The 24,695-nt window shown below is 64.3% G+C and carries 24 protein-coding genes; 8 read left to right on the top strand and 16 right to left on the bottom strand.

The genetic code is table 11. From position 1 onward, the window contains the following. Positions 1–6 precede the first annotated feature (6 nt). From KW845_RS10895 to gabT, 6 genes are read right to left on the bottom strand one after another with little or no spacing between them, the layout of a single operon-like run. Positions 7–894 (bottom strand): ABC transporter permease, encoded by an 888-nt coding sequence (locus KW845_RS10895; protein WP_218369241.1) that lies wholly within the window; start codon positions 892–894, stop codon positions 7–9. Then, the gene (locus tag KW845_RS10890; protein ID WP_218369240.1) at positions 887–1,963 is read right to left on the bottom strand and encodes an ABC transporter ATP-binding protein; all 1,077 of its coding nucleotides are present in this window, start codon (positions 1,961–1,963) and stop codon (positions 887–889) included. The genes KW845_RS10895 and KW845_RS10890 overlap by 8 nt, the downstream gene beginning before the upstream one ends. A gap of 37 nt (positions 1,964–2,000) precedes the next feature. Then, entirely contained in the window at positions 2,001–3,200 is a 1,200-nt protein-coding gene (locus tag KW845_RS10885; RefSeq protein ID WP_218369239.1) for a CaiB/BaiF CoA-transferase family protein, read from the bottom strand. Between the two features lie 29 nt (positions 3,201–3,229). Further along, positions 3,230–4,003 (bottom strand): enoyl-CoA hydratase/isomerase family protein, encoded by a 774-nt coding sequence (locus KW845_RS10880; RefSeq protein ID WP_218369238.1) that lies wholly within the window; start codon positions 4,001–4,003, stop codon positions 3,230–3,232. Beyond that, positions 4,000–5,004 carry an aminopeptidase gene (locus KW845_RS10875; protein WP_218369237.1) on the bottom strand — a complete coding sequence of 335 codons (1,005 nt, stop codon included), beginning with the start codon at positions 5,002–5,004 and terminating at the stop codon, positions 4,000–4,002. The genes KW845_RS10880 and KW845_RS10875 overlap by 4 nt, the downstream gene beginning before the upstream one ends. Beyond that, positions 4,997–6,370: a 4-aminobutyrate--2-oxoglutarate transaminase gene (gene gabT / locus KW845_RS10870; protein ID WP_218369236.1), complete on the bottom strand. Its 1,374-nt coding sequence runs from the start codon at positions 6,368–6,370 to the stop codon at positions 4,997–4,999. Before gabT ends, KW845_RS10875 begins: the two co-directional genes overlap by 8 nt. 135 nt (positions 6,371–6,505) lie before the next feature. Here gabT and KW845_RS10865 point away from each other — a divergent pair, with 135 nt between their 5' ends. Next, the gene (locus tag KW845_RS10865; protein ID WP_218369235.1) at positions 6,506–7,192 is read left to right on the top strand and encodes a GntR family transcriptional regulator; all 687 of its coding nucleotides are present in this window, start codon (positions 6,506–6,508) and stop codon (positions 7,190–7,192) included. A 90-nt stretch (positions 7,193–7,282) separates the two neighbouring features. On the opposite strand, the gene KW845_RS10860 is transcribed toward KW845_RS10865, so the two are convergent. Genes KW845_RS10860 through KW845_RS10840 form a run of 5 tightly spaced genes read right to left on the bottom strand, consistent with a single transcriptional unit; the run spans position 7,283 to position 13,502 of the window. After that, positions 7,283–8,701 (bottom strand): aldehyde dehydrogenase family protein, encoded by a 1,419-nt coding sequence (locus KW845_RS10860; RefSeq protein ID WP_255592546.1) that lies wholly within the window; start codon positions 8,699–8,701, stop codon positions 7,283–7,285. After that, on the bottom strand, positions 8,698–10,377 hold the full coding sequence (locus KW845_RS10855; protein WP_218369234.1) for a thiamine pyrophosphate-dependent enzyme: 1,680 nt from the start codon (positions 10,375–10,377) through the stop codon (positions 8,698–8,700). The genes KW845_RS10860 and KW845_RS10855 overlap by 4 nt, the downstream gene beginning before the upstream one ends. Before the next feature lie 28 nt (positions 10,378–10,405). Beyond that, a complete protein-coding gene (locus tag KW845_RS10850; protein ID WP_218369233.1) occupies positions 10,406–11,380 on the bottom strand; it encodes a tripartite tricarboxylate transporter substrate binding protein in 975 nt (324 codons plus the stop codon). Positions 11,381–11,404: 24 nt separating this feature from the next. Beyond that, complete coding sequence (gene hisC, locus KW845_RS10845; RefSeq protein WP_218369232.1) at positions 11,405–12,502, bottom strand: histidinol-phosphate transaminase; 1,098 nt, start codon at positions 12,500–12,502, stop codon at positions 11,405–11,407. A gap of 10 nt (positions 12,503–12,512) precedes the next feature. Then, a complete protein-coding gene (locus KW845_RS10840) occupies positions 12,513–13,502 on the bottom strand; it encodes a Bug family tripartite tricarboxylate transporter substrate binding protein (RefSeq protein WP_218369231.1) in 990 nt (329 codons plus the stop codon). Positions 13,503–13,627: 125 nt separating this feature from the next. Between KW845_RS10840 and KW845_RS10835 the strand changes: the two genes are divergently transcribed. After that, the gene (locus KW845_RS10835) at positions 13,628–14,557 is read left to right on the top strand and encodes a LysR family transcriptional regulator (protein ID WP_218369230.1); all 930 of its coding nucleotides are present in this window, start codon (positions 13,628–13,630) and stop codon (positions 14,555–14,557) included. Here KW845_RS10835 and KW845_RS10830 read toward each other — a convergent pair. Then, positions 14,554–15,261: a metallophosphoesterase gene (locus KW845_RS10830; RefSeq protein WP_218369229.1), complete on the bottom strand. Its 708-nt coding sequence runs from the start codon at positions 15,259–15,261 to the stop codon at positions 14,554–14,556. The two genes, KW845_RS10835 and KW845_RS10830, sit on opposite strands and share 4 nt — an antisense overlap. 237 nt (positions 15,262–15,498) lie before the next feature. Here KW845_RS10830 and KW845_RS10825 point away from each other — a divergent pair, with 237 nt between their 5' ends. After that, a complete protein-coding gene (locus KW845_RS10825) occupies positions 15,499–16,494 on the top strand; it encodes a GlxA family transcriptional regulator (RefSeq protein WP_218369992.1) in 996 nt (331 codons plus the stop codon). A 33-nt stretch (positions 16,495–16,527) separates the two neighbouring features. Here the strand turns inward: KW845_RS10825 and KW845_RS10820 are convergent, their stop codons facing one another. The 4 genes from KW845_RS10820 to KW845_RS10805 all read right to left on the bottom strand — a co-directional run bounded on the left by KW845_RS10820 (position 16,528) and on the right by KW845_RS10805 (position 20,041). Next, positions 16,528–18,009, bottom strand: coding sequence for a catalase (locus tag KW845_RS10820; protein WP_304502400.1), 1,482 nt, complete (start codon positions 18,007–18,009; stop codon positions 16,528–16,530). A gap of 43 nt (positions 18,010–18,052) precedes the next feature. Then, positions 18,053–18,694, bottom strand: coding sequence for an HD domain-containing protein (locus KW845_RS10815; protein ID WP_218369990.1), 642 nt, complete (start codon positions 18,692–18,694; stop codon positions 18,053–18,055). 236 nt (positions 18,695–18,930) lie between these two features. Then, positions 18,931–19,470 (bottom strand): chromate transporter, encoded by a 540-nt coding sequence (locus tag KW845_RS10810; RefSeq protein WP_218369228.1) that lies wholly within the window; start codon positions 19,468–19,470, stop codon positions 18,931–18,933. A 1-nt stretch (position 19,471) separates the two neighbouring features. Next, positions 19,472–20,041, bottom strand: a complete 570-nt coding sequence (locus KW845_RS10805; RefSeq protein ID WP_218369227.1) for a chromate transporter — start codon at positions 20,039–20,041, stop codon at positions 19,472–19,474. 285 nt (positions 20,042–20,326) lie between these two features. Between KW845_RS10805 and KW845_RS10800 the strand changes: the two genes are divergently transcribed. From KW845_RS10800 to KW845_RS10780, 5 genes are all read left to right on the top strand, one after another. Continuing rightward, a complete protein-coding gene (locus KW845_RS10800; protein ID WP_218369226.1) occupies positions 20,327–21,277 on the top strand; it encodes a DMT family transporter in 951 nt (316 codons plus the stop codon). A gap of 2 nt (positions 21,278–21,279) precedes the next feature. Further along, positions 21,280–21,951 carry a haloacid dehalogenase type II gene (locus tag KW845_RS10795; RefSeq protein WP_218369225.1) on the top strand — a complete coding sequence of 224 codons (672 nt, stop codon included), beginning with the start codon at positions 21,280–21,282 and terminating at the stop codon, positions 21,949–21,951. 127 nt (positions 21,952–22,078) lie between these two features. Further along, entirely contained in the window at positions 22,079–22,525 is a 447-nt protein-coding gene (locus KW845_RS10790) for a GNAT family N-acetyltransferase (RefSeq protein ID WP_255592544.1), read from the top strand. Then, positions 22,522–23,145: an FMN-dependent NADH-azoreductase gene (locus tag KW845_RS10785; protein WP_218369224.1), complete on the top strand. Its 624-nt coding sequence runs from the start codon at positions 22,522–22,524 to the stop codon at positions 23,143–23,145. The genes KW845_RS10790 and KW845_RS10785 overlap by 4 nt, the downstream gene beginning before the upstream one ends. 79 nt (positions 23,146–23,224) lie before the next feature. Further along, complete coding sequence (locus KW845_RS10780) at positions 23,225–24,646, top strand: PLP-dependent aminotransferase family protein (protein WP_218369223.1); 1,422 nt, start codon at positions 23,225–23,227, stop codon at positions 24,644–24,646. The last annotated feature ends 49 nt before the right edge of the window (positions 24,647–24,695 follow it).

Genomic DNA, 24,695 nt, shown 5'->3' with positions numbered 1-24,695 from the left:
CTTCCCCTATCCCAGGCTGCGTTTGTAAGACCGCTCGACCACGCGGTTGTAGCTCAGCATGATGGCGACGTTGGCCAGCAGCAGGAAGATGGCAATGGCGGCGCCCAGGGGCCAGTTCAGTTCGCTGAGAATCTCGTCATAGACCAGCGTGGACACCACCTTCAAGCGTCGCCCGCCCAGCAGCGCCGGCGTGGCGAACGCGCTGGCGGTCAGCCCGAACACGATCAGGCTGCCCGACAGGACACCCGGCATCGCCTGCGGCAGAATCACCCGCCACAGCGCCAGCGGACGCGATGCACCCAGCGAGTACGCTGCGTGCTCCACCGACGGGTCCAGCTTCTGCAGCGAGGTCCAGACCGGGATGATCATGAAGGGCAACATCACATGGACCAGGCCGATGATGACCGAAGTGGGGGTGTACAGCAGTTGGTCGATGCCCACGGCGGCCGCGGCGATACCGACCGGGCCATTGGGCCCCAGCAGCAGGCTCCAGCCGAAGGCCCGCACCACCGTCGACACCAACAGCGGCGACAACACGACCAGCAGGAAGATCGAACGCCAGCGCGGCGTCATGCGGGTCAGGATGTATGCCTGCGGCAATCCGATGGCCACGCAGATCAGGGTGGTCAGGGCCGAGAACCACAGCGTGCGCCAGAAAATTTCCAGGAAATAGCTGTCCCGGACAATCAGGGCGAAGTGTTCGAGCGTAAAGCCCGGCTGGATGCCCTTGGCATAGTCGAACTGCCGGAAAGACAGGTCGACCACCAATACGAGCGGCACCAGGATCATCACCAGGAATACCAGTGACAGCGGCACCACACCCAGCAACGATGCACGCGCCCCGCGGCGCGCCGCCGGTGCACTGGCGGCAGGGGACACGACCGCGTCATCCATCGATGTGCTCCACGGCGGACTCGGCGGCAAGCACGCGCACGGCGGCGGGCGACCAGTCCAGTCCTGTGGACTCTCCCTCTTCCAACGGATCGGCGCCATCGTTCGGAGTCACCAGGATCAAGCGGCCCAGGGCGCTGTCCAGCTCATAGAGCCATTGGCTGCCCAGGAAAAACCGTGCGTATACGCGCGCGTCGAGCTTGCCGCCACCGGCCGGCGCAAGCTGCAGCTTCTCGGGCCGCAACGATATCTGTATGTGCTCGCCATGGCGCAATGCCGTGCCGTCGATCGCGAATTCCAGCTCGCCATGGACAAACTGCGTGCGCCCTTGCTGTACGCTGACGGCGCCCGGCACCAGGTTGGTCTTGCCCACGAACTGCGAGATGAACTGAGTGTCGGGATATTCGTAGATCTGATAAGGCTTGTCGATTTGCGTGGCACGGCCGTCGTGCATCACCACCACACGATCGCTGATGGACAAGGCCTCGGACTGATCGTGGGTCACCAAGATGGTGGTCGTGCCGGTGTGGCGCTGGATGCGGCGCAGTTCATATTGCATCTCTTCGCGCAGTTTGGCGTCCAGGTTGGACAAGGGCTCATCCAGCAACAACACCGGCGGCTTGATCACCAGCGCGCGTGCAAGCGCCACGCGCTGGCGCTGCCCGCCCGACAGCTCGCGCGGGAAGCGGGTGCCGTGCGCATCCAGCTTGACCAATTCCAGCGCGGCACGGGTACGCGATTCCAGTTCGACGCGCGGCACCTTGCGCACGCTCAGCCCGAAGGCCACATTGTCGAACACCGTCATGTGGGGAAAGAGCGCATAGCTCTGGAACACCACGCCCAATCCGCGGGTGTTCGGCTTGGCATGCGTGATGTCGCGCCCGTCCAGTTCGATCGTGCCCGCACTCACTTCCGCGAACCCGGCAATCATCTGCAGAGTCGTGGTCTTGCCGCAACCCGATGGCCCAAGCAGCGAGACGAACTCGCCTTTTTCGATGGCCAGGTCGATGCCACGCACGACCTGCAGGGCTCCGTAGTTCTTGGATACCCTATTCAGCTTAAGAAATGACATCTTCTCCCCTTCTTGTCTCGGTTGCCGTGCTGGCGTCTTATTGCAGCGCGCCACGCGCCCGCATCGCGTCGATCTGCTTATCGTCCACGCCGAAGCGGCGCAAAGTTCTTGCCGTATCCTGCCCCAAAGTGGGCGCCGCCTTGCGCAGCGAGGTCGGCGTCTTGGAAAACTTGGTGGGCGTACCCAGTGTTTGCATGCGACCGAGCTTGGGATGGTCGATTTCCTGGATCATGCCGCGCGCCAGGAAATGCGGATCTTGCATCGCCTGGGCGAAATTGTTGATTGGTCCGCAGGGCACGCCCGCCTGCTCGCAACGCGCGATCCAGGTCGCGGCGTCGGCGGACTGGAAGGCCGCTTCCAGCACCTGTTCCAGTTCGTCCACGTGTTTGATGCGGTCGTCATTGGTGACGAAACGGGCGTCTTCGATCAGGTCGGGACGGCCGACCACATCGGTGCACAGGCGCTCCCAGCTACGCTGGTTCGCCGCGCCCACGACGATATACCCGTCGCCCGTGCGAAACGCCTGGTAGGGTGCCGACACGCGGTGCCGGCTGCCGGTAGGAGCCGGAATGGTGCCATCGGCGAAGTAGGCCGCCGATTCCCACACGAACCAGGGCAAGCCGCATTCGGCCAGGGCGATGTCGATGTGCTGGCCTTCGCCCGTTTTCATGCGATGGATTACCGCGGCAAGAATGGCATAGGTGGCTGTCAGGCCGGCGCCCACGTCGTAGACGGCAATGCCCGACTTCAACGGAGCCCCGCCCTGTTCGCCGGTCATGCTCATCATGCCGGTCAAGCCCTGTACCACCAGGTCGAACCCGCCTTTGCGCGAATAAGGGCCTGTCTGGCCATAGCCCGATATCGAGCAATAGATCAGCGCGGGGTTGATCCTGGCCAGGGTGGCGTAGTCCACGCCCAGGTTCTGCGTGACGCCCACCCTGAAGTTCTCTACGACCACGTCGGCCCACTTGACCATTTCATAGAAGACTTCGCGCGCCTGCGGATCTTTCAGGTTGAGTGACAGGCCATGCTTGTTGCGGTTGATGTGGGCAAAGCAGGTCGATTCGCCATTGACGTAAGGCCCCATTTCGCGTGCGTCGTCGCCCGTGCCGGGCCGCTCGATCTTGATGACTTCGGCCCCGAGATCGCCCAGCACCATCGTGCAATAGGGACCCGCCATGATCTGGGACAGATCCAGGATTTTCAGGCCGTCCAGCGGGGAAACTGCTTTCTGCATGAGTGTGCTACCTGTTCAATACTTGAGTGTCATTGACCCGAAAAAGTTGGCTTCATCTTGTTCATGAAGGCCTTTCGTCCCGTGGCGTAGTCCTGCGTGTCGAAGCAGCTGTAGCTTTCATCGACGTCTTCCGGTGTCAGCGGATGGGCATCCTTCAGCCGGCGCACGAATTTCTTGTGCCAGCGGTTGACCAGCGGTGCACCGCTCGCGATCGATGCCGCCACCTCGAAGGCCCGCCGCGCGACGTCGGCATCTTCGACCACTTCGGTGACTACGCCCTTGGCAAGCGCGTCCTTTGCGTTGAACAAGCGGCCTTCCAGCAGGATTTCCAGCGTCGGGCCACTGCCGATCGCGCCGATCAGGTCGGCCAGTTCGCGATAATCCAGCGTCAGCCCCAGCCGGTTGGCCGGAACACCGAAGCGGCTGCTTGCGCCGCAGATGCGGAAATCGCACAAGGTGGCGATTTCCAGGCCGCCACCCACGCATGGGCCCTCGATGCACGCCACGGTTGGATGGATCGAATCGCGCAGGCAATCGGTCATCGACAGGGTGAAGTCGGCATATCCGCGAGCCCGCTCGCGGTCTTCCCGCCCATCATCGAAGCCGCCGATGTCGCTGCCGGCGCAGAATGCACCGCCGGCGCCGCGCAACACGATGCAGCGCACTTCCAGGTCGTCGTCCAGCGCGCGCAAGGCCGTGCCGAACTCGCCGTACATCTCCAGGGTAAATGCGTTGCGCTTTTGCGGGCGGTCCATCCACACCGTCACGATGCCCCCTGCGCCACGCTCTACTTTGATGCTCATACCCATACTCCGGTCATACCCGTCGAATCTGTTTGTCCTACTACGACCTTGCCATCCAGGTGCAATTCGGCGCCGGTCAGGATCGTGTCGTAATGCGCGGCCGCTTTCACTGCGCCGCCGATATACAGGCTGCTGCCCAGGGCCAGTTGAATGGCGCCATGCACGCTTTCATCGGACAGCATGGTTCCATCGATCTCGCAGCAAGGATTCATGCCCACGCCCAGTTCTCCCAGGTTGTAGACCAGGGGGTCGTCGAAGCCTTGCAGCAGGCGCCGGAACGCCTCGGCTTCGGCGCCGCCTTCGATGGCCACCGCCATGCCATGCTCGATGCGGATCCTGACGGGCTGCGCGGCGATGCGCGCCACGCCAGGAATACTGGCGTTGACCACGATGACGCCATTGGCCGAGCCTTCGACCGGCGCCAGGCTGGCCTCCAGGCAATAACCCGCGGAAATGTCCCGGGTGTTGGCGAATCCGTGCAGCGCCCGGCCACGCCGTCCGTCGATGCGCATGGTGATATCCGTACCCTGGTGCGAGACCACGCGCGCCGTACTCGCCTGCGTCAGCGCATCGGCCAGCGCCTCGATAGTGGGACGCAAACCGGTAAAGTCGGCATCCCAGCCCCTGGCCAGGAAAAAATCGGGGCGGTCGGACTCGGGCAGCACGATCACCCCTACCCCGGCCTGCGTCGCCGCCCGGCGCGCATCGGTATGCGTGATGTTGGCGCGCGTGATCCCGATGACCAGGTCGGCCTGCTGCATGGCCGCCGCCGCGGCATCCGGCAACGGCCGGCCGTGGGCGGCGCTATGGTCGATCTGCATCGAGCTCAGCACGGCCCCGCAGTCGGCCACCGCCGCTTCCAGCAGGCGCGCGTTGGCTTGGGTATGTGCGTCGCACAGCACCAGTACCCGCGTGCCCGGCCTGGCGGCGCCCAGCAGTTCGACTACCTGGCGGGCATTGCGCCGCGCATCCGCCGGCACGGGGCTGGCTGCATCAACCATGATGGACCGCGCCGGCTTCACCGGCGACCTCGGCCAGCGCAATACCCAGAATATCCAGGCCCTGCTCGAGCTCTGCCGGGTCGATCGACAGCGGTCCCAGGAAACGGATCACGTTGCCATGAAAGCCGGCTTTCACCAGGATCAGGCCACGTTGATAGCACGTCTCGACGATGCGGGCGGCCAGTGCGGCTGCCGGGGCGTGCGTCAGCTTGTTCTCTACGACTTCGAAGGCAACCATGGCGCCCACGCCGCGCACGTCGCCAACGATGTCCAGGGCCTGCGCCCAACGGTCGAACCGGTTGCGCAGCAAGCGCCCGACTTGTTCGGCCTGCGCGGGATAGTTCTCTTTTTCCATCACGTTGATGGCGGCGAGCGCGGCCGCGCAGGCCAGCGGGTTGCCGGCATAAGTACCGCCCAGGCCCCCAACCACGGGGGCATCCATCAATTCGGCGCGCCCAACCAGTGCAGCGATGGGCAAGCCGCCGCCCATCGACTTGGCCAGCGTGTAAAGATCGGCCTGGACTTCGCTGTGTTCGGTGGCAAACCACTTCCCGGTGCGGCAGAAACCGGACTGGATCTCGTCGGCGATCAGCACGATGCCATGTTCGTCGCAATAGCGCCGCAGGGCATGCAGGTACGAGGCCGGCGCCACATTGAAACCGCCCTCGCCCTGCACGGGCTCGATAATGATGGCAGCCACTTGCCGAGCACCGATCTCGGTTTCGATCTGGCGGCGCAGGTCGGCGAAAGCGGCGCGCGAGGCCGCTTCGGCATCGGCGTGCCCGGACCGGTACAGCGTGGGATACACCGCGCGGTAGATGTCCCCGGGAAACGGGCCGAATCCGTCTTTGTACGAGGGGCCCTTGGCAGTCAGGGCCAGGGCCATGTAGGTACGGCCATGGAATGCATTCTGGAACGCGACAATGGCCGAGCGCCCGGTAGCCCGGCGCGCCACCTTGATGGCGTTTTCCACGGCCTCCGCGCCGGTGGTCTGCAGCATGACTTTCTTGGGCCAGTCGCCGGGCACACGCTCGGCCAGCTTCTCGGCCAGCTCGATGTAGCCGGGATACATGACGATATTGAAGCAGGTGTGCAGGAACTGGTCGGCCTGCAACTTGACCGCTTGCACCACTTCGGGATGGGCATGCCCGACATTCAGGGTGCCGATGCCGCCGGCAAAGTCGATGTACTGGTGCCCGTCCAGGTCCACCACCGTGGCCCCCTGGCACCACGCGGCGAACACCGCGGCGCCATTGACCACGCCATTGGCAACCACCGCCCGGCGCCGTTCCAGGAAGTCGGCGCAACGCGGGCCGGGCCTTGCCGTAGCTGCCGCGACCGGCGGTTGCGATTCGAGAAGACTCAAGGTGAACCTCGCACATTGCAGTGTCGTTAACAATGTGGAATATATAGCACACAATTCAGAAGACTATCAATAACACAATATTGTGTACAATATTTCGTGCAATACTTGTTGTTTTCCAGAACACCATTTTTCCCCATGCCAGCGACCTCGCCATCCAAGCCCTCCGCCCCCGCCGTCAAGAAGCTGAGCACCGCCGATGTCGTGAGCGATCTGCGGCACCGGATCGCTTCGCACAACCTGCTGCCCGGCACCCACATGCCGGAAGAAGACATCGCCCTTACCTACAATATTCCGCGGGCCAAGGCGCGCGAGGCGCTGGCCACGCTGGAAGATCGAGGGCTGATCGTTCGTATTCCGAACAAAGGCGCGGTGATCGTGTCGATCGACATGGCGTCGACCTACCAGTTGTACCTGGTACGGGAAGCGCTGGACGGCCTGGCGGTGCGGCTGGCCACGGAAAACACCCAGGCTGACGACTGGCGCGACATCGAGGCGCTGTTCGGCGAGCCCTTTGAAGCCAGCCTGCGCAATGGCGATATCGACGGCCACATTGCCACCATCGAGACCTTCCGCGGCCGGGTCAAGGAAGCGGCCGACAACCCCGCGCTCAGCGACATGATCGACCGCCTGCACGACCGAACGGCCATGACGATCCGACGGGTTGCCCTGCTGCCCGGACGTGCCGAAGAAGGCATCCGCCAGTACCGGGCCGTGATAGCGGCCATGCGCCAGGGCGACGCCGAACAGGCCGAGGCGCGCATCCGCGAACTGAATCGCAGCGCGCGCGACTACATCAAGAAGTACAAAGACTACGTGTTCTAGCCGCGCCCATGGCCGGCATCGGCGGCCGGCGGTACGACATCGATACAAGCCGTTTGCACCTTGCTGGCCGAACTCCGCATAGGTGCCAATTCACCCCGCGCCGTGCAAGGACCGGAAGGCCAGCAGGTCTTCGATGCCGAACCTGCCGTTCTCGCGGCCAAAGCCGGACAGCCCCCAGCCGCCGAACGGCGTCGCCAGGTTCTGGGCAGCGCCGTTGATCACCACTTGCCCGGTCTTCATGCGCCGGGCAAACGACAGGGCGCGTACCGGGTCGGCCGCCCAGACAGCGCCCGACAATCCGTAACCCGATGCATTGGCCAGGTCGGCGGCCTCGTGCTCGTTGTCGTAGGTCATCAACGCCACCACCGGGCCGAAGACCTCTTGCCGGGCAATCTCCATTTCCGGTTGCACGTTCGCGAACAAAGTCGGCGTCACGAAATAGCCGCGGGCCAAGGGCGCGGGGCCGCCCACCACGCAGCTGGCCCCCTGCTCTGTTGCGCGGGCGATCATCCGGTTCACCCGGGCGTACTGCGCGGCAGTGGCCACCGGCCCCAGGCGGGTGGCGGGATCCAGGGGATCGCCCAGCACCCAGCCTGCGGCCGCCTGCCTGAACCGCGCAATCACCTCGTCGCGCAGATGCCGCGGCACCAGCAGCCTCGATTGGCTGACGCAGGCCTGGCCCGAATTGGCCAGCCCCATCCGGACAATCACCGGAATCGCCGCCGCCAGGTCGGCATCATCAAGCAGCACGGCCACCGACTTGCCACCCAGCTCCAGCGTGACAGGCGTAAGGCTGGTGGCGGCGCTGGCCATGATGCGCTGGCCCACTGCGGTCGAGCCCGTGAAGCTGATCCGGTCCACGCCGGCATGCGTGACCAGGTACGCGCCAGCCTCGGCATCGCCCCACACCAGGTTGACCACGCCCGCTGGCAGCCCCGCATCGTGCACGGCCTGCATGAAGGCCCAAGCCGCTCCCGGAGCCGCTTCGCTGGGCTTGAGCACGACACTGCAACCCGCCGCCACGGCCGCCGCGACCTTGGCCACGATCTGGTGCACCGGAAAATTCCAGGGCGTGATCGCGGCGACGACGCCGCTGGGTACGCGTTCGACCAGTCCGTTGCCGATGCGCTCTTCCCACGCGATCTGCGACAGGCCTTCGATGGCGCAATCGATGCCCTTCAAGGGCATCGGCATCTGCATCAAACCCGCCAGCCATACCGGGCAGCCCATCTCGGTAGCAAGCAGCTGCGATATCTCGCCCGAGCGCTGCTCCAGCGCGGCCTTCAGGCGCTGCAGCGCCGCCCCGCGCTCGCCCAGGCTGCTGTGGCGCCAGGCATCGAAACCCCGTCTTGCGTGCTTGATCGCAAGATCGACCTCGCCGTGGCCGCACAGCCATACGTCGGCGCAAGCCACCTCTTTTGCGGGATCCACAACGGTATGGCGGCCGGGGCCCTTGACGGGAATGATGCTGCCGCCCGCATAGAAGTGGTCGTAGCGAATCATGGTCATGCCTCATCCAGGGGGTTGGCCGGTGCCGCCGGCCCCGTCATTCCTTTCATCGGCTGCAGGCGCAGCAAGTGCCAGGGGCTGGGCACCACGCCGATCCGCACTTCGATCATGGCCGGCCCGCGCGCCGCCAGCGTGGCCTTCACCGCCGCGCCCAGCGCTTGCGGAGTATCGACCTGCTCGAACGGCACCCCGAAAGCGCGTGCCAACAGGGCAAAATCGGGATTGGCCAGCTCTACCGCGACTTCGGCGCCGAACTCGCGCTTCTGGATCGCGCGCACATTGCCGTAATGGCCGTCATTGAAGACCACCAGGGTCACCGGCAGGCCGTAGCGCTGCGCGGTGGCCAGCTCCTGCAGATTCCAGCCAAAGCCGCCGTCGCCGGTAATGGATACTACGCGGCGCCCCCGCCCGCCCACCGCCGCGCCCAGGGCCACCGGGAAGCCATAGCCCAGCGTGCCCTGGTAACCCGGCCCGATATACGTGCCAGGCCCATAGACCGGCAACGCAATGCGCGCCAGATAGCCGATCTGCGTCAGTTCGTTCACGAAGATGGCGTCGTCGGGCATGGCGGCGCGCAACTCGGCGACGTAGGCCGACTGCGGCATGACCGCATCGACCTGGGCCTGCGCCCACGCCTTTACGCGCAGGGCATCGCGTTCGGCCAGCGCGACGCGCGGGCTGAGCCGCTCGGCCAGTTGGGCCAACGCCGACGCGGCATCGGCAACGATGGCCACATCGGGTGCCCGGGGCGGCGCCAGGTCGGCTGCGTCGATATTGATGTGGATAAATCGCAGCCCGGCCTTGGCCGGCCAGGATGGCGTCGGCGTCAATGCATCGATAAAGCGGCTGCCCACCACCAGCACGGCATCGGCATGCTGGAACACGGCCCGGCCGGCCAGCGCGTTCATCGCCAGCGGATGGCGGTCGCTGAGCGCGCCTCGGCCGTTGTCGCTCATGACCACGGGTGCGCCGATGCGTTCGGCAAGTTCCTGCAGCGCAGCGCATCCGCCGGGTTGGAAAATGCCGCCGCCCACATAGATCACGGGCAGCCGTGCCGCATTCAGGATGGCTGCGGCCCGCGCCAGGACGGCATCATCCAGCGCAGGGGCGGCGTCCATGGAAGAGGCGTGGCGGGCTTGCCGCGCGGCGGGCTTGTCCAGCGAGGCGCTTAGATAATCGTGGGGAATCTCGATACCCACGGGCCGAGGCCGGCCGGCGTGTACCTGCGCAAACGCCTCGTCCACCGCATCGCCGATCTGTTGCGGCGCATTGACGAAGGTATTCCATTTTGTCAGCCCCCCCACGAAACCGGTCTGGTCCTTGATCTCGTGCAGCAGGCCCAGGCCCTTGCCGACGCCTGCCGAATGGATTTGTCCGGTCACGAACAGCACCTTGGAATTCGACGCATATGCCGTCGCCAGGCCCGCTCCCGCATTCAGTGCGCCAGGCCCGGGCACCACCATGGCCGCGCCGACCTGGCCGCACGCGCGGTAATAGCCATCGGCCATATAGGTCGTGGCCTGCTCGTGGCGAGGCACGTATAGCTTGATCTCGCCGCTATGCTGGCGCAGTGCGTCGACAGCCCAATCGAGCTGGATGCCGGGGATCATGAACAAATCGCTGACGCCGTTGCGAATCAAGCCGGCCACCAACGCCTGGCCTCCCGTGTTAGTCATGCAAGGTACTCCTGGTTATGCGTTGCGCTCATTGGCGCGAGACAGATATCGACTGCAAAAGCTGCCCCCACCGTTGGGATTCCGCGCGAGTGAAGGCAGCGAAGTGCTCGGCGTCGGCATAATCGGGCTCGGCGGCCAGGCCGATCACTTGTTGCTGAACAGCCGGCTTGCCCAGCGCTTCGCGCACGGCATCGGCAACCTTGTTGGCCACGGCGGGCGGCAGGCCGGCCGGCCCGAACAAGCCCATCCATGCCGGTGCGTCATAACCGGCCAGGCCGCCTTCAGCGATGGTCGGCAGGTCGGGCGCAACCTTGGTGCGCTGCGCGCTGGTAACGCCCAATGCAATCAGCGCGCCGCTCTTCACATGCGGATATGCCGAAGTCAGGTCCACCACAGCCAGGCCGATCTGGCCACCCAGCACATCGGTAACCGCGGGACCGCTGCCGCGATACGGCACGGCGCTCATCTTCATGCCCGCCATTTCACCGATCAGCTCACCGGCAAGATGCTGCGCGGTGTACTGGCCAGGCGTGCCGTAGATCAGCGCCTCACCCGGCTTTGACCCGGCCTTCTCGAACAAGGCCTTCAGGCTGGCATACCCCGTAGCCTTGCCGGCGACCATTACCAGGGGGACATTGGCCAGCTTGGCCACCGCAGCAAGATCCTGGTCGGGCTTGAGCGGCGAGGCTCCCGGCAGGTGCGGATTCACGGCAATGGCACCGGTAGCGCCCAGCCCCAACGTGTAGCCATCGGGCTTGGCATGGGACACCACTATCAGGCCCACCGCGCCGCCGCCCCCGGGTTTGTTCTCGACCACGACGGGCTGCCCCAGCGATGCCGACATGTCCTTGGCCAGCACACGCGCAATGCCATCGGCCGAGGCCCCCGCGGCAAACGGAACGACCAGCGTGATGGGCCTGGCGGGATACGACTGCGCACAGGCCGCATGGGCCACCAGCAAGGCTGCCAGGCCCAGGACCCGGGCCGTGAAATAAGCGGTCATCGTCTCTCCTGTTTATATGTCTAGTTATTGAAGCTCTTGCTCGAGCGCGGCCAGCAACCGCGCATTGTTCTCGCGGGTGCCGATCGAGATACGCAGCCAGGCCGGCAGCCCATAGCCGGCGACCGGCCGCACGATCAATCCATGGGTTTCCAGGCGCCTGGCCAGGGCGCCACCGTCGCCGACGTGCGCCAGGACGAAATTTGCCGAACTCGGCAAGTACTTCAACCCCAGTCGATCGAACCCCTGGTAAAGCTGGCTGCGGCCCTGGGCATTCATTTGCAGGGATTCCGCCAGAAAGCCGCGGTCCTGCAGCGCTGCCACCGCCGCGGCCTGCGCGGGGTGGGTCACCGAGAACGGTGCCCTCAGGCGATGCAGCAAAGCGCAGACGGCGGGCTGCGCAATGCCGTAGCCCACGCGCAGGCCCGCCAGTCCGTAGGCTTTCGAGAACGTCCGCGTCACGATCAGGTTCGGATAGTCCCGTACCCATTGCAGCGAGTCGCCCGCCTCTTCAGGGGGCAGGTATTCGCGGTAGGCCTCATCCAGCACGACCGCGACGCGGGATGGCACCCGCGCGAGAAAAGCGGCAATAGCCGCCGGCGGCAGGCGGGTGCCCGTGGGGTTGCCGGGGTTCGCAATGTAGATGACGCTGGTGGCGGGCGTCACTGCCGACAGCAGCGCATCGAGATCGACGATGTATTCGGGCGCGGCCACCACCACCGGCTCGGCACCCACGCGCTGCACCGCATTCACGAAGGCCTGGAACGAGTAGGCGGAATAAACGGCCGACCGCCCCTGGGACAGCCAGGCCGAGGCCGCCATGCCCAGAATGCTTTCCGAACCGGCGCCCACCACGATCCAGTCTTTCGGCAGGTCCAAAGCCTGGCTTAGCGCATCCACCAGCAGCGTGCAGTCATTGTCGGGGTAGAGAGAAACATCGATGGCCGCCTCGGCCAGGGCGCCGATCGCCATGGGGCTCGCCCCCAGCGGGTTTTCATTGGATGCAAGCTTGGCAATGCGGCTGGCCGGCATGTCCAGCCGCCGGGCCAGGTCATCGATGGGCAGCCCAGGAACATACGCCTTGAGTGCCGCGATATGGGCGGGCACGTTCGGTGTGTAAGACATGTGTGTCGCTCTACTGATCTGGACTGAAGCCGGAATCGCGAATGATGGGCGCCCACAGGCGCAGTTCATCTTCTTGCAGGCGGGCAAAGTCCGCGCTGGGCAGATAGGCCGATTCGATGACCAGCTTGTTCATCTTGTCGATGAAAGCGGGCTCGGACAAGGCCTTGCCGATCGCTGCGTCCAGGCGCTGAACCATGCCAGGCGGTGTTCCCGCAGGCGCATACGCGCCAAACCAGCCTTGCACGTCCAGCCCCTTGATGCCCTGCTCCTGCAGCGTGGGAACCTCGGGCGCCAACCGGTAGCGCTGGGGGCTGAACGTGCCCAGAATGCGCAACTTGCCTGCCCTGTGATATTCGATGTGATCGATCAAGGTGTCGACGCCGGCAATTACATGGCCGCCCAGAATGGCATTCAACAGCGGCGCGCCGCCCTTGAACGCCACGTGCGTCCATTCCACATTGGCCGATTTCGCATACATCAGGCCCGCGAAATGAGACATCCCGCCGGCGGAAGAAGAGCCGTAGTTGGCCTGCTCGGGATGCGCCTTCAGCCACGAGGCCAGTTCAGCCGGGGTCTTGATTCCAGACGCCGCGCTGACCGACAGCGCGATCGGGTAGGCAATCAGGCGCGATACCGGGGCAAAGTCCTTGCGCATGTCGTATCCGAGTTTTCCCGCATACACCAGCGTCTGGATCGTGGTCAGCGCATTAGGCGCGATCATGACCACGCTGCCGTCAGGCGGCGAATTCTTGACGATGCCGGCCGCGATGCGGCCGCCCGCGCCGGGACGATTCTCGACAATGACGTTGGCGCCCAGGTTTTCCGCCAACGGCTGCGCCAGCAACCGCGCCACCGTGTCGACGCTTCCCCCTGGGGGGTACCCCACGATCAGCTTGATCGTCTCGGGCACCGACCCCGTGGCGGCAATGCACAGGCTGCTGCTGGCCAGCAGCGCGCCAAGCGCTCCCAGAGCGCGGTAAAACCGGCTTATCTTGGACATGCGACTTCCCTTTTTGTTATTGATACAGTCTGGACCGACTGCTGGCGGTATCATCACGACGCGCCCGCCAACTGGTCAATGGCACTTTCGACATCGCGATTCCTCCAAGGAATCGCCCAAGCCGCATGACACTTCAACAGCTTCGAGACTTCATTGCCGTCATCGAACATGGAGGCTTCCGTGCGGCGGCGCGCGCCCTCAACGTTTCGCAGGGCGGGCTTACCAAAAGCCTTGCCAGGCTGGAAGACGACCACGGCGTCAGCCTGCTGGCCCGCGATGCCAAGGGCCTGGAACTGACCCGGCATGGCCAGGAATTCCTGCACCTGGCCCGGGCCACAGTGCTCGAGGCCGACCGTGCATCGCAATGGCTGTTCACAACCGGCGCACAGCAGCGCCCCACCATCGCCATCGGCATATCGATCGATCCCGCGTTGCGCCTGGCACCCACGGTGCTCAACGACTTCCGCAGCAAGAATCCTGACGTGTCGCTGCAGATCACCCAGTCCGTGGCCAGCGATCTGCTGCTGCAAGTGCGCGACAACCGCATCGAAATCGCGCTGGTGCGCATCCCGGCCGACCTGCAGTCCGATGATCTGCATATGGAAGTGCTGTACCAGGCCAGGCCGGCCATTCTTGCCCGGGCAGGGCACCCGATGGCCAAGGCGCGATCGGTCGGCGAACTGATCCAATGCGACTGGATCGTGGTGGGATCGGCGCCGGACCGGGGCACCGAAGACGCCAGCCTGACCGAACTCTTCGACGACGCCCAACTCGGACGGCCGCGCATAGCCGCCTATTCCTCGTCCTTGTTCGACACGGTCTCGATGTTGATGGAATCCGACTGCCTGGCCCGCCTGCCCCAGGTGGTGCTGGATCACCCCCTGGTGCAGGGCCGGCTGGTCGCCATACCGGTGCAAGACCCGCCGCGCCCGTATCGCATAGGCATCGTGTACAAATCCGGACGCCGCCTGAGCCGGGTGGCGCAAATGCTGTGCGCCATGATCGCCTCGTACGCGCGCATAGACCGCACGCGCATCAGTGTGAACAGGCCCTAGCCGGCTGCCGGTGCAGCCGCCGGGTATGGCCACGCCTGCAAGGTACCCAGGTTCAAGAAAGTGAAATAGCCGGACGCCCAGCCCTGGGTATCGATATGGTAGACGTTGCCCAGTATCACGGGCTGCGATACGGGCGTGTGCCCGGCCACCACTGCCCTTACCCCGGCCACGACAGAGACGTCCTGTTGTGCCAGCCTGTCGCGCGACCATTGGCAATGCGAGCGGGTACGCCGGTAGTGATCGCGCAGCCTGGCCTCCAGGTTCGCCCAGTTCCGTACCGGGCAGTCGGCATGCACCAGGCCCACTGGCCCGGCTTCGGTAGGCACTTCAATCACCACCGGCAACTGGGCGAACGCATTCGCATACACCTGTTGGCGCTCGGACGGCAGGTCCAGGAACCAGCCGCCGCCATACTGGCGCCAGTTCTCGACATCGACCTGGCCAGTGCGCACATGGCGGATCGCGTAGTCTTCATGATTGCCTTGCACGGCATGGAACCAGGGCTGCTTCAGCCACTGCATGAACGACTCGCTCTCATGGCCACGATCAACCAAGTCACCGACCGAGAACAGGCGATCCCGCGTGGAATCGAAACCCAGCTGGTCCAGCGCCCGGCGCAGCCGGGTGAAATGGCCATGGATATCGCCCACGGCAAAGTCGCGGCCGGTGGTGTTGGCCGGCATGCGCAAGAAAGGCTGGGTCATGGTGCTGGCGCCTACGGGAAGCGGCTCGGGAAACGATCACGATAGCAAGTCCTGTGCCGTCGTGCTGGCAATGCCCGGTGCCAGGTACCAGGCATGGGGCGCTGGCGCCAGCGACTGCAACTGATCGCGGCCTTGCGCGAACTGGCGGGCGGGCGTAGCGTACGAAGGCCTGGGCTACGAGTCCGTCACCGCGTTCAGGGCCAGGCCGGGCAACCAACCAGCGAGCTCCCGATGACGATACGAACCGTGGCGATTGCCATTCACGACGGTGTCCAGGCGCTGGACGTCGCCGGGCCCGTGGATGTCTTCCACGAAGCCAACGGCTATCTGCCCAAGGCAGACCAGTACCAGACCGTGCTGGTCGCCGCCGAGCGCCGCCCCCTGCGTGCATCGAACCGGATGCAGATGCTTGCCGACCTTGCCTTCGAGGAAGCCAGCGGCGAATTCGACATCCTCTTGGTTGCCGGCGGTCCGGACCTGCCCGACACGGCGCCTGAACCCAGGTTCATCGAATGGATCCGCACGGCCCCGCGGCGTGCCGGCGTCTACGGGTCTATTTGCACCGGCGCGTTCGCCCTGGGCCATGCCGGGCTGATCGACCAGCGCCGCGTCACGACGCACTGGCAGAATGCTGCCAAGCTGGCCACGCGCTTTCCGCAGGCTCAGGTCGACCCCGATGCAATCTACGTATGCGACGACAGGCTGGTCACCTCGGCCGGCGTAACAGCCGGCATAGACCTTGCCCTGGCACTGGTCGGGCAAAACCATGGGCCGCAGGTCGCCGGCATGGTGGCCAAGCGGCTGGTGGTCGTGGCGCAGCGCCAGGGCGGACAATCGCAGTTCAGCCCCTACCTGACGGCACCGGCCGACGCGGGCTCGCCCGGTGCCCGCATCCAGGCCCACGTCATGGCCCACATCGGCCAGCGGCATACCCTGGAATCGCTTGCCGCCGAAGTCGGCATGAGCCCGCGCAACCTGGCCCGCTATTTCGTGCGGGAAACCGGCATTACGCCGTATGAATTCGTGCAGCGCGCGCGCATCGACGCCGCGCGCATGATGCTGGAAGCCGGCGACCGCCCGCTGAAAACCATTGCCTACGACTGCGGCTTCGGCACGGTCGACCGGATGCGCATTGTTTTCAGCGAGCGGCTGGGTGTCACGCCGGCCCAATACCGCGCCAGCTTCCGCCAGCACGCAGCGCCGCCGGCCATGGCGCCACGGGCACGACCATAGCTGGCCATGCCCGTGGCGCCAGGCCGGCGCGGCTCAGGCCGGCTTGGCAGGCGGCAAGCCCAGGGCCTTGGCGACGCCGGCGCCGTACGCCGGGTCCGCCTTGGTACAGTTGGCGATATGGCGCTGCTTCACTTCGTCGCGCGCATCGCCCATGGCACGGGCCGTGTTGTCGAACAGCAATTGCTGCTGCGCTGGCGTCATCAGGCGAAACAGGTTGCCCGGCTGCTCGTAGTGGTCTTCGTCGACGCGATGGTCCCAGTGGTCGGCCGCGCCTTCCAGGGCCAGCGGCGGCTCTTTCAGCGCGGGGTCATCGCCGATCCAGGCATCTTTGCTGTTGGGCCAATAGCTCGGCGTTCCGCCCAGGTTGCCGTCGGTACGCATGGCACCGTCGCGGTGGTAGCTATGGAAGGGGCACTGCGGCGCATTGACCGGAATGTGGTTGAAATTCACCCCCAGGCGGTAGCGTTGCGCATCGCCGTACGAGAACAGCCGGCTTTGCAGCATCCGGTCGGGCGAAAAGCCGATGCCCGGCACCACGTTCGCCGGCGAGAACGCCGCCTGCTCGACTTCCGCGAAGAAGTTGTCCGGGTAACGGTTCAGTTCCATGACCCCGACTTCGATCAAGGGATAGTCGCCCTTGGGCCATACCTTGGTCAGGTCGAACGGATTGTGCTTGTGGGTACGGGCCTGCGCTTCGGTCATGACCTGGATGAACAGCTTCCAGCGCGGAAAATCGCCGCGCTCGATCGCGTTGAGCAGGTCGCGCCCGTGGCTCTCGCGGTCGTTGGCCACCGTGGCGGCGGCGTCCTGGTCGGACAGGTTCTCGATGCCCTGCTGGCAGCGAAAATGAAACTTCACCCAGACACGCTCGTTGGCCGCATTGATCATCGAAAACGTATGGCTGCCAAAGCCGTGCATATGGCGCAGGGTCTTGGGAATGCCACGGTCCGACATCACGATGGTCACCTGGTGCAGCGCCTCGGGCAGCATGGTCCAGAAATCCCAGTTGCTGTCGGCCGAGCGCAGCCCGGTACGCGGATCGCGCTTGATGGCGTGGTTCAGGTCCGGGAAACGCATCGGATCGCGAAAGAAAAACACCGGCGTGTTGTTGCCGACGATGTCCCAGTTGCCTTCCTCGGTGTAGAGCTTTACCGCGAAGCCGCGGATATCGCGTTCGGCATCGGCCGCGCCGCGCTCGCCCGCCACCGTGGAAAACCGCATGAACAGCGGCGTTTCCTTGCCAACCTGGGAAAATATCTTGGCCTTGGTATAGCGCGAGATGTCGTGCGTAACCGTGAAAGTGCCATGCGCGCCCCACCCCTTGGCATGCATGCGGCGCTCGGGAATCACTTCGCGGTCGAAGTGGGCCAGCTTTTCGAGCAGCCAGATATCCTGCAACAGCGCCGGGCCGCGCGGACCGGCCGTCATCGTGTTCAGGTTGTCAGCCACCGGCGCGCCGGTGGCATGAGTCATGGCTGGAAGCGCTTCTTTCTTGGGCGATCGCGTATCGGTCATTTCCACACTCCAATAATCCGGGACTCGGCCACTGGCAATCACGTCAATTCGGCCAGGCCGAGTTCAAGATGATAGAGCAGAAGTTCATCCGCTTGTAGCCGGCGGCTTTCAATGCCAATACATCGGCCTTGACGTTGCCAAACGTCGTCGACGGCTTGTGCTTGATACCGCCGGCAAAGTGGTCGATGATGTTTTCCTTGAAATTCGTCTCGCGCGGATGATGCTCGCAGACGTGGCAGCGCTGCTCGTGCGTGAAGTCGTGATAGGCAATACCCAGCACGTCCATCTCGACTCCCGCGGTCACCAGGGCGATGGTGGGGCGCATATGTTCCGGGATGCCAGGCGTCGTGTGCAGCGCAATGGCCGTCCAGACGTCCTCGATCTCGCGGTCCTGCACCCCATGGCTTTTCATGAAGTCGCGCGCCGCGTTGGCGCCGTCGACCTCGAAGCGCAGGTCCGGGCTGGAATGGGGCGCGGTCAGGCCCATGTCGTGGAACATCGCCCCCAAATAGAGCAGTTCGGCGTCGTAGTCCAGGCCGCGGCGCTCGCCCGTCAGGGCGCCCCAGCAGAATACACGGCGGCTGTGGTGGTAAAGCAGGTCGTCCTCGGTATCGCGAACGAGCTGGGTCGCGGCACGCGCAATGGCGCTGTCGGGAATCCGGATACCGGCAATGGTTTCGGCCATGGGAATGCGCTCCTGGATCTGCCCTGGGCGGTGGGTAAAGCGCGATGCCAGGGCGCGGTTGTAGGGGCCCGGTGGCCCTTGCTTTTGCAGGCGGCAAGGCCATCGTGGCGTGTGCATGGATTTCAGCATCCGGCACCAGGCCGGACAAGAAACACGCCACCGCGGATCAGGACAACAAGACATCGTTTTGCGCCAAAGGGCTCAAGCTGCCCGCGGGCGCGTGGAAACCTGCGAAATCAGGACAGCAAACCAGCCAATTGCGCGACACTGAGCACGCCCGCGCCGCACACGATCAGCAGCAGCGGGTTCAAGCGCGACCGGGTCATCAGCACGGTTGCCACGACGGCAATGCCGCGCGCCCACCATCCGCCTTCCAGCGACATGAACAGCACGTAGACGGCAGCCAGGATCATGCCGGCCGCGATGGGCCGCAGCCCGGCCTCGAGCGCAAGCTGCCAGCGCGCGCCGGGGTGGCGGCGCCACAGATAAGCAACGCCATAGATCAGGAAGGCCGTGGGCGCGAAGATCGCCAGGGTGGCGACCACCGCCCCCCAGAAGCCCGCCACGTTCCAGCCGATCAGGGTCACCAGCAGCGATCCCGGCCCTGGGGCCAGCCGCGCAATGGCAAACGTATTCAGGAAGTCCTGCGCCGTCATCCACTGGTGCACATCCACGACCTGCCGATGGATCTCGGCAACGGTAGTCTGGCCGCCGCCTATCGTCACCAGCGATAGCGGGGCGAATACGGCCCACAGGCTCCAGAGCGCGCCGCCCATCTCAGGCCTTGTCCATCAGGCGGCGGTATTCGATCCCCACGCTCAGCACGGCTTGCACCAGTACCACCCACAGCAGCGGCCACTGCAGCAGGCCGACCGTCACAAAGGTGGTAACCAGGAACGCCAGGGGCAGGATACGCCGCGGCACGCGGCGCGCGGCAGTGATGGCCATGCTGGCCGACAGGCCGATAGCCGCCGCGGCCGCGCCCGCCAGCGCAATATTGGTCAGCGGATACTGGGTAAAGGCAGCAAACACGGCCGCCAGCATGACGATGAAAATCGCCGGCGGAACGATGATGCCCATGAAACCCGCAACCGCGCCGGGGGCGCCCGCCAGCCGGTAGCCGATCCAGATGGCCATGTTCTTGACGTTCACGCCGGGCAGCGCCTGCGACAGCGACAGGCCGTTCAGGAATTCCTCTTCGCTCATCCAGTGCCTGTCCTGGACAAACTCGCGAAACAGCCATCCGCTGAGCCCGCCGCCGAAGCTGGTCAGGCCAATGCGGGAAAAAATAAGAAACAGGCCCCATGCCGTGGGCGCTGGCGCCCCTACCCCGTTTTCGTGTTGCATGACCCCGTCGCCGGAAACTGCACGGGCCGCACCGTACAACCGGCCGGCCCGTGCGTGGTGGATGTTTTCCAGATTATGGCGCGTCTTGGGTAACAAAAACCTGTCAAGGCCTTCCCTTCGGCAGTCGACTAGAACGTCTGGCGGATCCTGGCCACAGGACCCAGCCATGCTTCAAGAACGAGTCATTTGCAATTTTAGATCGATTGATTTAAAACAGCCGCAACCTACCTTTGGTGGCACTCCCAGGAACTCATTTGTTGTTTTCTCTTTCGGCGAGCGGCAATCGTGACATCTGACCAGGCATCCGCAACAGGCGTGGGATGGGTGCGCGGCCTGGCCTTTGCATCGGCTTCAGTGCTTATATTTTCTGGCTGGTTCGTCGTTACCCGATTCACCGTGACGCATCAATTGCGTGTCTGGGATGTGGCCGCGCTTCGATTCGGCGCAGGGGCGGTACTGCTTGCGCCGATCCTGCTCAGGCAACGCTTGCCGGCAGGCGCCTGGCTGGAGGGGCTACTTTATGCCGTGCTTTGGGGCGCGCCATTTGTGCTGCTGGTGGCATTGGGGCTGCAAAGAACGACCGCCGCCCAGGCCTCGTCGATTGTGCCCGCGCTGATGCCCGTTATCGCGGGGCTGATCAGTTGGTACCTGACCAGGCAACGTCCCCCAATCTCTACCGTCCTGAGCTACCTAGCCATTCTGACAGGGCTGATCGTTCTGGTGGCCAGCCGGCCTACCGCCGGAACGACCGTCGATATCGTGGGATATGGGGCGCTAGTGCTGGCAGCCTCGACCTGGGCGGTCTATTCCGTTCGCTTTCGTTCAAGCCGGCTCACGGCACTCGAGTCAGCAGCCTTGATCTGCTTCTGGTCTGCGATTGTCTTCCTTCCTGTCTATGTGGTTGGGGGGCTTTCCCGGCTGAGCCAGGCATCATTCCAGGAGATTGCTTTCCAACTGGTATATCAAGGCATATTGATGAGCTGCGTTGCGCTATTTGCCTATAACCGGGCAATCGCGGCACTGGGCTCTGGCGCAGCCGCGGCAATGATGGCACTGGTTCCCGTACTGGCCACGCTACTGGCAATTCCCGTATTGCATGAATATCCATCCATACTTGGTACGATGGCAATCATCGTCATCGCCATCGGCGTTGTCGTGGCGGCGAAGCCTGCCCCCCGTCCTGCTGCCGTCGCCAAAACCGCGCAGCGTGCCGTTCACCCCTTGCCCTCGGAGTGAGCATGGCCCCTACGAAAGCCATCGTCTTTGACTTGTACGGCACACTGTTTGACGTGCATTCGGTCGTCCAGGAATGCGACAAGTGCTTCCCCGGCAAAGGTACAGAGATCAGTAGCCTGTGGCGCCACAAGCAATTGGAATACACCTGGCTGCGCAGCCTGATGGGGCAATACATTCCATTTGAACAGGCCACCCGAGACGCACTGATCTACGTCGCACGGCACCTCGAGCTTGATCTGGACGCCGCGACCACCAAAGCATTGTGTGATGCCTACCTGAAGCTCTCGCCTCATCCAGAGGTTCCGCAAACCCTGCAGCAGCTGAATCGCACGAGCTTGCCGCTTTGTATCCTGTCGAACGGCTCTGAGTTCTCTATTCGAAGCGTGGTCGAGGGGGCGGGCCTGGCCCGGCATTTCAGCCATCTGCTCAGCGTAGACGAAGTTGGCGTGTTCAAACCCGACCCCCGTGTCTATACGCTGGCGTGCCGCGCATTGGGCGTAGCGGCGGGCGAGATCCTGTTCGTTTCGTCGAACGCGTGGGACGCATCGGGCGCCGCTCACTTCGGATTCAATGTTTGCTGGGTAAACCGGCAGAATGCCGCATTCGACGAACTCGGTGCGTCCCCCGCGATCATCGTCAAGAGCATTGGGGAATTACCCAAGCTCATGGCCTAGTCAAAATTTCAAATTATGGCTCTTCTTATTGAGTCATATTGTCTCTAGCATAGTCACGTGATACAGCCGGGTCGGACAGGCGAAATGCTTGCCGGCCGTTGCGTTTCTTTGCCAGGAGCATCCTCAGTTGGACAATATAGAAATTCGACACGCCGATACCCAGGAAGACCTGCGCGCGTGCTTTCGCGTCATGCAGCAACTGCGGCCCCATTTGCAAACGCACGAAGACTTTGCCCAACGTGTGCAGCGCATGTCGGCAGAGCGGTATCGCATACTGGGCGCGTGGGACGGCCCGGCATCGCTGGCCGTGGCCGGATACCGCCTGCAAGAGAACCTGATCTACGGCCGCTTCCTGTATGTGGACGATCTGGTAACCACAGTAGCCAGCCGGGGCCGCAATCTTGGCGCCAGGCTGCTCGACGGGCTAAGCGACATCGCGATGCGGCAAGACTGCGAAAAGCTGGTGCTGGACACGGGGCTCTCGAATGCGTTGGCCCAAAGGTTCTATTTCAGGCAAGGCCTGGTCACCGGTGCCATCCGCTTCTCGAAATCCATCGACAAGGAAGAACAATGAAGAAAATCCTGCGTCTCATCTGCAGCCCACGCGCGCAAGCCTCGGAAAGCTACCGCCTGTCTGAGATGATCGCCAGCCACTTGATGCAGCGCTATCCCGAAGCCGACCTGCTCGACCGCCAGCTCTCGGCCGGCACAATTGCCCATGTGGACACGGATTACGCCGCTGTCCTGGGTGGCATGAAGCCGCCCACGGGCATCGATCACCTGGGCAGCCTGGCTGAATCCGAAATGTTGATACGCGAACTGGAGCAGACCGATGGCTTGATCATCGGCACGCCCATGCACAATTACACCGTCCCTTCGGCGCTGAAAGCCTGGGTCGACCATATCGTGCGTGTGCACCGCACGTTCCAGCCGACCCGCCAGGGCAAGATCGGCACCCTGCGCGACCGCCCTACTTTCATCGCCATTTCGTCCGGCGGCACGTATGCAGGCGAGCCGCCGCGCCAGCCAGACTTCCTGACGCCGTATCTGACCGCCATACTCAATACCGTGGGCATACGCGACATCACGTTCTTCTCGATGCAGGGGTCGGCCTACGGCGCCGACGCTGCGCAGCAAGCCAGGACGGCTGCCTACGCAAGCGTGCAAGAACATTTCGCGGCGGTCAGTACGTAGCGAAGGCGGCAATCAACGTGGCCGTGCACCTGTCGCTCCCGTATAATTTTTCGGAACACTACGCACAGGTGGCCACGCCATGGCAGTCGCTAAGGCCGGCAGTATCTCGCCGCTGGACCCAAGCGCGGCACAGCCTTTTTATCGGCAGATCTACGATCGGTTTCGCGGTGCCATTACCAGCGGGCTCCTGAAACCGGCCGAGCGCATTCCTTCGGCGCGCGCGCTGGCCAAAGAGCTGGGCCTGGCGCGCGGCACGATCGAAGCGGCCTATTCCCTGCTGATGGCCGAAGGGTACATACAGGCCCGCGGCCAGGCCGGAACCGTGGTCGCATCGGGCATCAAGCCGCGCACGCCCTTGGCCGGCGCCACGCCCCAGGCCGATGGCAACGCGCTCACCAGCGGTTTCCGTCCCGATTCGATACGCCCATTCCAGATGGGCCTGCCCGCCCTGGATGCGTTTCCCCGCAAGATCTGGGCGCGCCTGGGGGCACGTTGCGTGCGCGCCATGCAGCCCCTGGACATGGTGCACCCGCCAATCTATGGCCTGCCGGCCCTGCGCACCGAGATCGCCGCATATCTGCATGTGGCGCGCGGCATCGAGTGCTCGCCGTCGCAGGTGTTCGTCACGTCGGGATATCGCCACAGCATCGAACTGGTCAGCCATGCGCTGCTGAAAAAAGGCGACTGCGCCTGGCTTGAAGACCCGGGGTATCCACCCACGCGGGAATTGCTGGCGCTGATGAACATCACGGCCATGCCCGTGCCGGTGGACCAGGAAGGCATGGTGGTTTCGGACGGCATCAAGAGCGCGCCACGGGCGCGCGCCGCCGTGGTGACGCCCGCGCACCAAAGCCCGCTATCCGTGTCCTTGTCCTTGCCCAGGCGGCTGGCATTACTGGACTGGGCCACGCAGAATTCCGCGTGGATCATCGAAGACGACTACGACGGCGAATACCGATACATAAGCCGCCCCCTACCGGCCTTGAAAAGCCTGGACCGCGATGGGCGAGTAATTTACGCGGGCACATTCAGCAAAGTGCTTTTCCCCAGTATCCGGCTGGCCTATCTGGTAGTGCCCGCCGCGCAGGTCGAGCGGTTCGAGCAGATCATCCAGGCCTTTGCGGGGGGCAGCCCCCAGCTTACCCAGGCCGTCGTCACGGCGTTCATTACCGAAGGACATTTCGCCCGGCATATCCAGCGTATGCGCAAGCTTTATGCCGAACGGCGGCAGGCAGCCATGGCCGGCCTGGAAAGCGTGCTGGGCAAGCACATGCGCATCGATCCCCAGCCAGGCGGCATGCACCTGATCCTGCGGCCACGGGGCCGGCAATCAGACCGGCAGCTGGTTGCGCGCATGCGCGCAGACGGCCTGTACGCGGAAGCCCTGACCGACTGGACCCAGGGCGCCAAGGGCGCGCCTGCCGTGTTGCTGGGGTTCACGAATATCGATTCCCAGGGCAGCGCCGAGAAGCTGGCAAGGCGCGTCCTGAAGCTGATGTAATAGCAGGGCGTCAACCCGGGGCCGTAAAAATCATGGATCAGTACTTAAT

It is taken from the genome of Bordetella sp. BOR01, from assembly GCF_019218885.1.
Classification (GTDB): Bacteria; Pseudomonadota; Gammaproteobacteria; order Burkholderiales; family Burkholderiaceae_B; genus Bordetella_A.
The sequence above is the reverse complement of the archived record's forward strand: the minus strand, read 5'-3'. Positions and strand labels throughout refer to the sequence as shown.